Source organism: uncultured Microscilla sp. (genome assembly GCF_947493425.1).
In the GTDB taxonomy this organism is placed as follows: domain Bacteria; phylum Bacteroidota; class Bacteroidia; order Cytophagales; family Microscillaceae; genus Microscilla.
In genome coordinates this window covers 1-12,233 of record NZ_CANLRP010000104.1, presented here as the reverse complement: position 1 = coordinate 12,233, position 12,233 = coordinate 1, and the positions used below count along the sequence as shown (strand labels likewise).

8 protein-coding genes are annotated in these 12,233 nt (G+C 40.1%); 6 read left to right on the top strand and 2 right to left on the bottom strand.

What is annotated here, in order from left to right:
- The first annotated feature begins 1 nt into the window (after window position 1).
- The 6 genes from Q0954_RS22125 to Q0954_RS22100 all read left to right on the top strand — a co-directional run bounded on the left by Q0954_RS22125 (window position 2) and on the right by Q0954_RS22100 (window position 9,245).
- Window positions 2-934: a carbon-nitrogen hydrolase family protein gene (locus tag Q0954_RS22125; RefSeq protein ID WP_299460522.1), complete on the top strand. Its 933-nt coding sequence runs from the start codon at window positions 2-4 to the stop codon at window positions 932-934.
- A gap of 405 nt (window positions 935-1,339) precedes the next feature.
- On the top strand, window positions 1,340-1,741 hold the full coding sequence (locus Q0954_RS22120; protein WP_045114093.1) for a VOC family protein: 402 nt from the start codon (window positions 1,340-1,342) through the stop codon (window positions 1,739-1,741).
- Between the two features lie 4 nt (window positions 1,742-1,745).
- Entirely contained in the window at window positions 1,746-4,487 is a 2,742-nt protein-coding gene (locus Q0954_RS22115) for an aminotransferase class I/II-fold pyridoxal phosphate-dependent enzyme (protein ID WP_299460517.1), read from the top strand.
- 9 nt (window positions 4,488-4,496) lie between these two features.
- Window positions 4,497-6,209: a biotin carboxylase gene (locus Q0954_RS22110; RefSeq protein WP_299460515.1), complete on the top strand. Its 1,713-nt coding sequence runs from the start codon at window positions 4,497-4,499 to the stop codon at window positions 6,207-6,209.
- A gap of 695 nt (window positions 6,210-6,904) precedes the next feature.
- Complete coding sequence (locus Q0954_RS22105) at window positions 6,905-7,870, top strand: C45 family peptidase (protein WP_299460513.1); 966 nt, start codon at window positions 6,905-6,907, stop codon at window positions 7,868-7,870.
- A 19-nt stretch (window positions 7,871-7,889) separates the two neighbouring features.
- Window positions 7,890-9,245: an NAD-dependent succinate-semialdehyde dehydrogenase gene (locus tag Q0954_RS22100; protein ID WP_299460511.1), complete on the top strand. Its 1,356-nt coding sequence runs from the start codon at window positions 7,890-7,892 to the stop codon at window positions 9,243-9,245.
- Window positions 9,246-9,971: 726 nt separating this feature from the next.
- Here Q0954_RS22100 and Q0954_RS22095 read toward each other — a convergent pair.
- Both Q0954_RS22095 and Q0954_RS22090 read right to left on the bottom strand, forming a co-directional pair.
- On the bottom strand, window positions 9,972-10,850 hold the full coding sequence (locus tag Q0954_RS22095; protein ID WP_299460509.1) for a CHAD domain-containing protein: 879 nt from the start codon (window positions 10,848-10,850) through the stop codon (window positions 9,972-9,974).
- Between the two features lie 216 nt (window positions 10,851-11,066).
- Window positions 11,067-12,233 (bottom strand): leucine-rich repeat domain-containing protein (locus Q0954_RS22090; protein WP_299460507.1); only part of this gene is annotated, 1,167 nt, incomplete at its 5' end.

The following is a 12,233-nucleotide window of genomic DNA, read 5'->3' as shown; positions in this document are numbered from 1 at the left end:
TATGAAGCCATTCGCAATTGCAGGAATACAAATGAAGGTATCGGCGGTTCATTCCAATGTGGAAATGATGAAGTTGAAACTAGATATTACAATGAACCTCTACCCTTGGGTAGAAATGGTCGTTTTTAGCGAGTTGTGTGGCTTTGGTCCATTGCTTCATACCGCTAAGGAAGTACCAGGGCTATTTGAGCAGGAAATGCAAAAGATGGCCAAAAAGTATGGCATTTGGCTGGTTCCCGGCTCTGTCTTCGAAAAAAGAGAAAACCTTATTTACAATACAGCCTCTGTCATCAATCCACAAGGTGAGGTAGTGACCAGATACAGCAAAATGTTCCCGTTCTACCCTTATGAAGTAGGAGTAACACCCGGAAATCAGTTTTGTGTCTTTGATGTACCTAATGTGGGCAAGTTTGGTATTTCGATATGCTATGACATGTGGTTTCCTGAGACCGTCAGAACATTGACTGTAATGGGAGCAGAAGTGATTTTGCACCCTACCATGACTGGTACTATAGATAGAGATATAGAACTCTCTATAGCAAGAGCCATGGCAAGTGTCAACCAGTGCTTTTTGTTTGATGTGAACGGATTGGATACCGGAGGAAGTGGTTGTTCTATTGTTTGCGGACCAGATGGTAGGGTGATATACCAGGCTGGCAGTACTGAGGAAATAATCCCTATAGAATTGAACATAGAGCGGGTAAGGCGAAGTAGAGAACTTGGGATATTACGCTTGGGGCAGCCGCTTAAAAGTTTTCGGGACCACATAGGCGTGTTTAGTATTTATCAAGAGGGTAAACCATTGCCCTATTTAGACTCTCTTGGTCCACTCATTAAGCCTACTAAACTTGATAAACTAGCCAAACTACGCCAGAAAGAAAGTGAATTTATTGAAAACCCGTCTGCCGCTACCTACAAAGACGAGTTTAATTAATAAACTGAAGTTGCGAGGTACAAGCGACAAGTCTTGAGATGCCGATGTATATCGGTGCTTCAAGTGCCAGTTATATTCGTACCTGAAATATATAAATAACTGGAAGTTAAGCTTTTGCATTTTATATGCTGCAACTTGGGTTAATAAGTACCAGTAAGTAATTAGCCATAAGCCCTTAGATACTGATGTATACTGGGGCTACAGGTAAGAACAGCTTGCTCATCATAAGGTAGTTATGCCTACTCATTAGGTGTGTTTAATGCTGCCTTGGTACTTACCAGGAAAGTGTTCAGAATAACCGTTCCGGTATTTTTTCGGAATGACTCGCAAAATCAACATCACGGAACAGCATTCAGTTAATTTTGAACATCGTTTAGCCACTATTACTTAACTAAAACAAACAATATGGGACTACCATCAATAAGAAAAAAAAATGCCAAGTTAAGACATTATGTAAGTTGGTTTGAAATACCAGCATTGAACCTGCTAAGAGCCGTAGGTTTCTACAATTTTATTTACGACATAGAAATGGAGACCACCGAATCGGGCGGTTATGCCATGGCTCTTTTTCCTGCCGACAATGGTATAGGGGGGGCAATAGTAGTAGGGGAAGGAAGCATACCCAGTGAATCTGGTCCCTTGGTTTATTTAAATGCAGGAGCGGATTTAGCGCCCGTTTTGGGAAGGGTAGAGGAAGCCGGAGGACGTATCGTGATGGAGAAGACGCTTATCAGTAAGGATGATGGGTATTTTGCCTTATTTATCGATACTGAAGGAAACAGACTAGCTCTCCACTCTAAATCATAACTTTATGTCGAGTCGAAAAAAAACACTAAGTGCACAATATTACAGCATAGGTCAACTTCGGATCAATCGTTGGGATGAACTTAAGACTAAAACTGAAGAATTATCTCATTGTAATGAAGGATCTGCCAGTGAAATTAAGTACAAAAAAGAGGTCGAGCAATTGCTTAATGATTTAGCGTCAGTCGAACAATATTTTGTCATGCCTGGCAAGACTGTGATTGATAAATTAACCAAATCATTAGAAAAAAGGGCGTATGGAGTTTTGGCACACATTGTCAAGAACACTACACGCCAGCTCATCCATGATGTATACAGTGGCAGTACCGAAGATGACAAGGAGTCTCTGGAAACAGATTTGGGTCATGATATGCAACAAACTTCTAAAAAGAATTATTTTGAAGTGCTTGTGCTGGATAACCTGAATTCTGTAGATGAAACAGCTTTACACCAAAAGATTTCTGAGTTGCATGATCCAGGCGATCAGTTTATCTACAATGTGATTGTACAGCGTTCCTTTCAGGATGCACTGATTACTCTTTTTTTTAACCCTAATATCCAAGCCGTTGTTATTCACTATGCGCCACCATACCGCTCAACGAATATCACCCCATTGATAAGACCGTACATTCAAAACGTACTCAAGTTTAATCTTGAGGCTGTTCCAGAAGCCCAATTGGGTCCACGTACAGGGAAACTGATCAATCAATTCAGACCAGAACTTGATGTCTATTATGTCACAGATACCGCACTGGGAGATTTGAAAAACAGTACACTCAATACCTTCAGAAGGATTTATTATCGCAAAGAAGATTTGCAAGAATTGCACTTGGCGATTATTAGAGGCATCAGAGAAAGGTATCATACGCCGTTTTTCAGTGCTCTGAAGGAATACAGCCAAAAACCGACAAGCATCTTTCATGCCATGCCCATATCCCGGGGAAACTCCGTTTTCAAGTCTAAATGGGTCAAAGATTTTGGCGATTTCTATGGAAGAAATATGTTTTTGGCAGAAACATCCTCTACAACCGGAGGCATGGATTCTTTGTTGCAACCAACCGGACCGCTAAAGAAAGCCCAGGAAATGGCTTCAGAAGCTTACGGTTCTCAACGTACATTTTTTGTAACAAATGGTACTTCCACTGCCAATAAGATAGTACTGCAAGCATTGGTAGAGCCAGGCGATTTGGTGCTCATCGATAGAGATTGCCATAAATCGCATCATTATGGGCTGGTGCTTTCTGGTGCTTACCCTGTGTACCTGGATTCTTACCCCGTTGAAAAATATTCTATCTATGGGGCAGTGCCTTTAGAACAAATCCTGGAAAAACTATTGGTATTGAAGAAAGCGGGGCGATTGGATAAAGTAAAAATGCTTTTGCTTACGAATTGTACTTTTGATGGGATAGTGTACAATGTACAACGTGTCATGGAAAGAGTGCTGGCTATAAAACCAGACATGGTTTTTCTTTGGGACGAAGCCTGGTTTGCATTTGCCGGATTTACCTATAATTACAAACAAAGAACAGGTATGTTCAGCGCAAATAAGCTGTACCGAAAATATCAATCTGACACCTATCGGAAACAGTACCTTGAACATGTACAAGGACTAGAAGAAGGAGAAGAGCCAACCCTCCCTGACCCGGACAAAGTACGTATTCGGGTATATTCTACCCAAAGTACACACAAAACATTGAGCAGTTTTCGACAGGGTTCAATGATCCATATTTGGGATGAAAGTTTTCGGAAAAAGACAGAGAATACATTTTTGGAAGCCTATATGACCCACACCTCTACTTCGCCAAACTATCAGATGCTTGCTTCTCTCGATATAGGAAGGCGACAAGTACAGTTTGAAGGCTATGAAATGGTAGAGCGAAGCATCGAACTGGCGATGGTTTTTCGAGCCAAAGTGAATGATACCCCCTTGCTGAGTAAATACTTTGATGTGCTCACTGTACAAGATTTTATTCCAGATGAATTTAGGGAAAGTGGGTTAAGTGAGTTTTATGACCCTGAAACAGGTTGGAACCGCCTGGAAGATGCCTGGGAGAATGATGAGTTTATGCTTGACCCAACAAAAATCACTTTGTTTATAGGAAAGACAGGTATAGATGGTGATACTTTCAAAAACAAGTATCTGATGGATCAATACAACATCCAGATCAATAAAACTTCCAGGAATACGGTCTTATTTATGACCAATATCGGGACTACCAGAAGTAGTGTCGCCTATCTTACCAAAATATTAATAAAAATTGCAAAACAGTTGGATGAGCATTTTAATTCGCTGAACACCCGTGAAAGAGAAATAGCCGATGCGCGTGTACAGTCACTAACGCTGGATGTACCACCATTACCAGATTTTAGCAAGTTTCACTCTTCATTTTTGGCGGTGCCAGGTGTGCCAGGAGGAAACCTAAGGGCGGCTTATTTTCTTGCGTATAGCGAAGAAAACTGTGAATATATCTCGATGCTTGAATGTAAAGCAGCTGTAGAACAAGGGAGGGAGATGGTTGCTTCTTCTTTTGTCATTCCATACCCTCCCGGATTTCCCATACTTGTACCTGGGCAGGTAGTGAGTAAAGAGATTATTTCTTTTATGTTGGCATTAGATGTCTCTGAAATTCATGGGTATCGTGCCGACCTTGGTCTTCGGATATTCCGTGACTCCGTGCTGAATCGTCAAAAAACAGGGACAGCGATGGGAGCTATGGGACAAGTAAAAAAAATAAAAATAAAAATTTAAATAAAAATTATGAGCAAAGTAGACAAACCTGAAAATCCTATTACGAGCAAAGCAGATAAACCTGAAAATCCTACTGCGAGCAAAGTAGATAAACCTGAAAATCCTACTGCGAACAAAGTAGACAAACCTAAAAATCCTACTGCGAACAAAGTAGGCAAACCTGAAAATCCTACTGCGAACAAAGTAGACAAACCTGAAAATCCTACTGCGAACAAAGTAGACAAAACTAAAAAGCCTATTAAGAGCAAAGTAGAAAAGCCCAAAAACTCTAAATTAAAGGGTATTTCTGATATCAGACGATTTTTCTTTAAAAATGAAGAACCTATCTACTTTATCAGTGCTACCAACTTTAATCTATTGGGTGCCGATGAATGGATTAAGGGGTTCAAGTTTATATGCCACATTGAGTGTTTTGATTCGTTACATCCAAACGTTTTTTCTCCTAAAGAAGAAATGCCACATGATGAGTTCGAGAGCATTGAAGACATCAATAACTATCTTTTGCAACATCCTGAAGTACAGGCCTATATCCGATCAAGAAAGGTGAGAGGCAAGGCAGGTAAAGTCATGTTTTTGATGTTTAATGAAAAAACGGAAAAACTAGCGAAGAAACTAGGGCTGGAAGTTATTTTCCCAAGTGCCAAGATGCGTAATTTATTGGACAACAAGGTGAACACCAATAGAATAGCTGAGAAGGCTGGAGTTCCTTGTGTACCCTATGTGCTGTCGCCTGTGAAAGATTACAAACACCTTGGCGAAGTTTCTGAAAAAGCCTTGGGGACTGATTTGGTGATTCAGACACCATTTGGTGATTCGGGACACACCACTTTTTTTATTTCAAATGAAGAGGAATACTTAAAACATGCAGAAGAAATAGAGCAGGAAGATGAGGTAAAAGTAATGAAGCGGATCAACTGCCGTGGTTCAGCCATCGAAGCTTGTGTAACCAAAAATGGAACAATCGTGGCTCCTTTGATGACCGAACTGGTTGGATTTAAAGAACTTACGCCCTATAAAGGTGGTTGGTGTGGCAATGAGGTGTATCCTGATGCATTTACACCAGGCATAAGACAAAAAACAAGGAAATACACCAAACTATTTGGTGATCAATTAAAGAAAGAGGGATATAAAGGATATTTCGAGTTAGACTTCTTAATTGATCAGGACAATGGGGAAGTGTATCTGGGCGAACTAAACCCAAGGGTAACCGGGGCAAGTTCTATTACCAATCACGCTTTATTTGCCCTGGCAGATGCCCCTCTGTATCTTTTTCATATCCTGGAATGGATGAATCATGAGTATGAATTTAGTGTGAATGCCCTCAACGATCGCTGGGCAAAGCAAGAGTATATTGATGGCTGGAGCCAGATGGTAGTAAAGCATACAGAAGATACTGTGGAGTATGTACATGCCGCCCCCCGGTCTGGAATCTGGCGTATGTTTGACAACGGACATATCCAGTTTAACAGAATGGATACGCACCGAAGAGCAGTAGAAAGTGACAATGAAGCCTTTTTTCTGCGAATTACCAAAAAGGGAGATTATCTCTATGAAGGTGCCGATATGGGAATTTTGGTATCAAGGGGGCGCATGATGACCAATGACTTCAAGCTTACACCAAAGGCTAAAGGTTGGATCAACGCCATTAAATCTCAGTATTCTGCTGAAATGGTTGAAGATAAACGAGTACCTGTAATGCTTGCGGGAAGTTTGACCAAATGATATGCAGAACACTGATAAGCGTTGCTTTTTTTCAACAATGGGCAGGGCAAGCTCATTGTTGAAAAAAATATTGGTTCCTTAGTACATTGTAAACTGAATATCTTATGCTTTTTTCGGCTTCCTTTGCCCCCTGACTTCTGATCAAAATTTGGTTCCGATATGAATCGCATTGGTCAGGGCTTAAAATTCCGCCTGTAAAAACCAGCTTCAAGTTGTGTTGAATCACAATTTTTATGGAATCGTTCAAAACTCTTTGCTCGTTTTTATGCCACTTATTACGAATATTAGCCCCAGTGGGGAGAAACCTTGGTAGAAAAAATAAACGAAACGGGACACGGCTCCGTAGGAGTTGCGCCTAAAAGAGTCGTTTTTGATGATTTTGACGGTATTTTAAGTATTCGTAAAATTAAGCTTTGACGCATGCGATATGAATCGGAATTGTAAACTAACTCTGCTAGTTCCCTGCGGGATAAATTTTGATCATCGTCAGAAACCAAATGAACCTCGAACCAAACAACAACTTATTTAAGTTACAATGTACTTAGGACTGCCGGGCAACACTTGTCAGAATCCTTCAGGCTATCTCAAATATAATAGTCAATTATTGTTCTCCATAGCTATACCAATGCTATGATGTCCTGGAGCTCACTTAATTATCATTACAAGTATCAATTCAATTTGAATTGTTAAAATATATGGAACGTCTTTTTACCTCCATTAGTGAGCCAATAGCTGACTTCAAGTGGAAAAAAATATTTAACGAACGGTGGCCTGCGTATGAGGCATGGCTAACAGCCCATGGCTCGGTCTATAATTCCAAAATGTCGTTGGCAGCATTGCAGAAGTATATGCCTGAAATGGTAGGCACCCACGAGCACCTTTGTCACCTGGTGAATGCCAACGAGGCAGCGGTATGCTTTCTTACGGGCTTTCAACCACCAGCATACAATAGTGCCTGCTCTCAGGCGGTTTCTATTCAGGATACTATACAGTTGATTCGTAACTACGATTATCATCCTGATCGTTTTGAAGGGCTACTATTGATGACTGCCTGGAATGGAAAGAAGGTAATTGCCAGCAGTGATTGCCTGGTGGGTGTGTTGGATGGCATGAACGAAGATGGATTAGCACTGTCTCTTACTTTTGGCGGACGTGAAATCGTTGGTTTTGGTTTTGGTTTACCTTTCATTTTAAGGTACATACTGGAGTTTTGCAGTAATGTGGCAGAGGCTGTAAACGTGTTGCTAAATGTACCATCACACATGGCTTATAATGTAACCATTACCGATAAAACGGGTATAGTCAATACCATTCAAATAGCTCCAGATCGCAGTGCTGTGGTCACAAATGCTGCCTTTACCACCAATCATCAGGGACCAATAGAGTGGGCCGAAAATGCTGGCTTTAATAAAACTGCCCAAAGAGCTACTTTTTTGGAGAATTTATTATTTAGAGGGGTAAGTGGGGATAATTTAATCCATTCTTTTCTACAACCTCCACTTTACAACACAAAGTATTTTCAGGGTTTAGGCACACTTTATACCGCAGTATATAATCCGATAGAAAGAACGATGCAACTGCGCTGGCCAAATGATCTTATGGTTCAGTCGTTTGATATTTTTACAGAAGAAAAGAAGCTTATAAAATACAATCATCACTAAATTTCCCTTTTAATAACCCATGGAATTTAATAGTATAAACCCATACAATGACCAAGTAGTTGGGCAACACACTGCCCAAACCGAATCTGAAGTAGCTACTGTTCTCAAAAAAGCAGGAGATGCATTTAAGTCCTGGAAAAACGTACCCATAGCTACACGTGCCTCTTTGATGGAAAAAGCAGGAAATGTACTGCGTGATAATATAGAAGAATATGCACGTATGATTACCCTGGAGATGGGTAAACCAATAGAAGAATCCCGATCGGAAATCAATAAATGTGCTTGGGTGTGTGATTATTATGCCACCCATGCAGCACAGTTTCTTAAGGATGAAACCATAGAAACAGATGCCCAAAAAAGCTTGGTAAAACATGAGCCTATCGGTTGTGTATTGGCAATTATGCCTTGGAACTTCCCGTTTTGGCAGGTTTTTCGTTTTGCTGCTCCTACACTCATGGCAGGCAACACGGGTTTGCTCAAGCACGCCCCCAATGTATTTGGGTGTGCCAAACAAATAGAAGAAGTATTCATCCAGGCAGGGTTCCCCTCAGGGGTCTTTCAAAACCTGATTGTACACCATGATCAAACAGAAAACATCATAGCGCATGAAACCATCAAGGCAGTTACGCTTACCGGAAGCGAGCGGGCGGGTGCTGCTGTAGCAGAAATGGCAGGAAGGCATATCAAAAAATCATTATTGGAATTAGGTGGCAACAACGCTTTTATTGTATGGGAAGACGCAGACATTGACCAGGCAGTGAAAACAGCAGTTGGCGCGCGTATGCTCAACGCCGGGCAAAGTTGTATTGCTGCCAAGCGCTTTATTCTGGTAGAAAGTATTTACGATGAATTTGTTTCTAAATTTACTACTGCTGTTCAAAACCTAAAATCTGGCGACCCTGTAGATGAGCAGACCGAAGTAGGGCCATTGGCTCGAAAAGACTTAGCAGACCAATTGCAGGCACAAGTACAGAAGTCGATCCAATCGGGTGCCCAATTATTGCTTGGAGGAGATCAAAAGAATTGCTATCACGCGCCCACTATTCTGGGCGGTGTCAAGCCTGGAATGCCCGCTTTCGATGAGGAAACTTTTGGTCCGCTGGCTGCTATGATCAAGGTAAAAGATGCAAAAGAGGCATTCAAACTATCTGAACAGTCAAAATATGGATTGGGCGTGACAGTGTTTACCCGCAACGTAGAGAAAGCCTTGTCTATGTCTGATCAAGTGAGCGATGGTGCCTACTTTATCAATCAATTAGTAAAATCTGATCCAAGATTACCTTTTGGTGGAACGAAACACTCTGGCTATGGGCGTGAACTCGCCAAAGATGGAATCATGGAGTTCATCAACCGTAAGACTATTTATGTAGGGTAGTGCAGGGAGCATAGGGGCTATGCGATAACCATCATTAAGTTGGCACAAGCCCTGCTTAGATTTAATGATGGAATATGGTACAACACCCCAGAATCAAGACTGCAATTACTGTTATTGACCTGGCATAAGCAAATAAACAAAAAGAGAAGCGAAACCCCCGACTCAACCCCCTTGAGTTGGGGGTTTTGGTTTGATTGAGTCTTGAACCCTTGGAGCACGCCTTGTTTTTTAGGCATAAAAAAACCCCGCTTCAGGGAAAAGCGGGGGGCTAGTTTACCAATAAAATGTTGTAGTATGTGGAGAAGTGCGATGTTGCTTATTGTTCGTCTTGAGTAAATCGGTTTAAGTGTACAAGCCATCAAGTATGTAGTCAGCAATTTGCCCGTTGCAGGTTTGGGTGCCTTTATGCCCCACGCCAGGACTTACACATATATTAAAATTACTGATCAAAACAAACCATTTTTAGTTGTACCCGATCATTTCAAAGGCGATCATTTTACCCTTTTAGACAGGTCATCTTTCGCTTTCTTCTATCTTTAACCAAACACCTTAAATGATAAATGTCTTTGTTTTAATATCTTGGTTACAAAGTTATATGTTTTAATTTAAAATGCAAATTTTTATTGAAAAAATTACAAGTGTTTTGTTTTAATAAAATATGCTTATGAAATATTTAAAAATATTTTACTGTAAAAAAGAGATATTTTATTTGGTTAAAATCATATTCTACTGAATTAATTTCAATTGAGGTAACTTTATTTTTCTTAGATTTTTTTTCAGTTTTTTATTTACCTTATCCCGAAAACCCAACGTCTCTTGGTTGACCAAATAAGGGTAGTCTTCCAGCATTTGATGCATTTTAGCCCTCAGATTGGTGTAGTCGTTCATCAAGCCCAGTTCTTCCTGAATTAACTTATAATTTTTTACCTTGGCTGCAATGGTTTTGGTGACCGTCTTATGCAGCGCAAAGTCAAGGTAAGTATAGGCATAACGTAGGTTTTTGGTTACAAGACGCACCTCGTGCAATGCCTCAAATGTACGGGGATGGGTAGCTCCAAGAATGTCGCGCTGGGTGAGGTAATTCAAATACCTGCGGTCAAACTTTTTGTGCAACTTCTTAAAATGGCGTTTGGTTTTGAGGTGTGGCACATGCAAGGGCAGGTATAACTCCAAAAACGTTTGCCAAAGTTCAAAAAAACTCTTGTTGAGGTATTTGGGCAAGTGCAGCACCAGCTCTATACGCGCTATTTTGCGCTCTAGCCTGAGGGCTTGCATCAATGTATGCAACTGAAAACTCCCCGCGTTTATTTTGTCTACATGCCCTATCATTACATCAAAGTCACGTATTTTGCCCAGCGATTTGAGTATTAGCCGAGACTGCAGGTGAACTTGATTCAACAGTTTTGGGTCTACACTTTTGTGAGGCGATGACTTCAGAAAACCAGTCAGCGTAGTAATGGTGCGTAAAGCAACCCTTGCCTGGTGCACATCTTCTTCGTCTTCAAACGCATATATTTTAGCCGCGTATTGCTCAAAGGTAGCGAGTATGTCTTGAAAGTGTTGGTGCCATAGCACCAAGGTATCATTTGTTGAGGGTGGATTCATACAAAATATTTACTTGATAATTTGGGTACTTTAATATCAACAGTCTGCCATATACAGGCTCTATGGTGATTTGCTGTTGCCTATCAATATACAAAAATACAAGCCAAGAGTGCAACTTGAAAAAGGCGAAAGTGGAAGCTTTGGCCAATTAAGTGCTACCAGAAAAGCCTTGCCCCACCCAGGAACAAGGCTTGCCAATATACCAAAACTTTTTGTTTAAAACTTAATCTCGGTATTGGGTAATAGTTTTTTGATCCGTGCTTTTTCTTCAGGGGGGAATTTATTCATTTCTAGATTAAGGAGTTTGAGGTTTTTAAGCTTTTTTATTTCTTCTGGTACAGTGGTTAGTTGCCCTTGTATATATAAGGTTTTAAGCTGTTTTAACTCTCCTACTTGCTTAGGTAAAACAGAAAAATATCGTCCTCTAATTCTTAAAAGCTCCAAGGAAGTCACATTTTTTGAATTGATAAATATCTTCTCTTGCTCCTCTTCACTAGATTTATCCATAAAAAGAATTAAGGTTTTAAGTTTCGTAAGTTTAGATACCTCACTAGGTATGGATGTAACCTGATCTAAATATAAAAACTCTAAACTTGGTAATACTCCTAAAGTAGTAAGCACTTGCTTCAAATCCAGTTTATCACCTCCCAAGTGCAGTTTTTTAACCTTACTAAACCCTTCTTTTTTAAGAGGTAAAGATTTTACATTACTTCCATAAAAAACTACTTCTTCGAGGTTAGGCAATTGAGCCAATACATCCCAAGCTTGTTGAGAATCAATATCAGGATTAAAGTTTAAAAATATTTTTTTAAGGCTCGACAACTCTCCAAACTGGCTTGGTAAAGTCGTTACTTGTGCATTTTGCAACACTAACTCTTGCAATTTTTTTAGTTGCCCAAACTCTTTAGGATAAGATTTTACTTGACTATTTGTAAGACCTAAGTATTCAAGTTTAGATAATTTCCTAAACTCTGCTGGTAACTCTGTAAAAGAGTTACCTCCTATTTCCAGTTTTCGTAATTCGGTAAGTTTAGCTATCGCTTTAGGTATTTCATCTAACTTATTTTCCCTAATATTTAACCATTGTAAATGAGGCATTTCAAAAACCTCATCAGGTATTTTGTTTAATCCACAACTTTCTAACGAAAGATACTGCAAGTTTTTAAATTGCCCTAAATTCTTGATATGTTGATTACCTACTCCCCCCGTCAAATCCAGCTTGATTGCTTCTTCGGGACTTTCTAATGCCTTTTCAGGCGCTAGAGCCTCCATTTTTTCTAACGCTTTCATACTCAATAGTTTCTTTGCGTTTTGCTTGTTTTGGGCGCAACTGGTCAAAGTAAACAAAAGCAGGAAACTAACTAACCCAATATATTTTTTCAT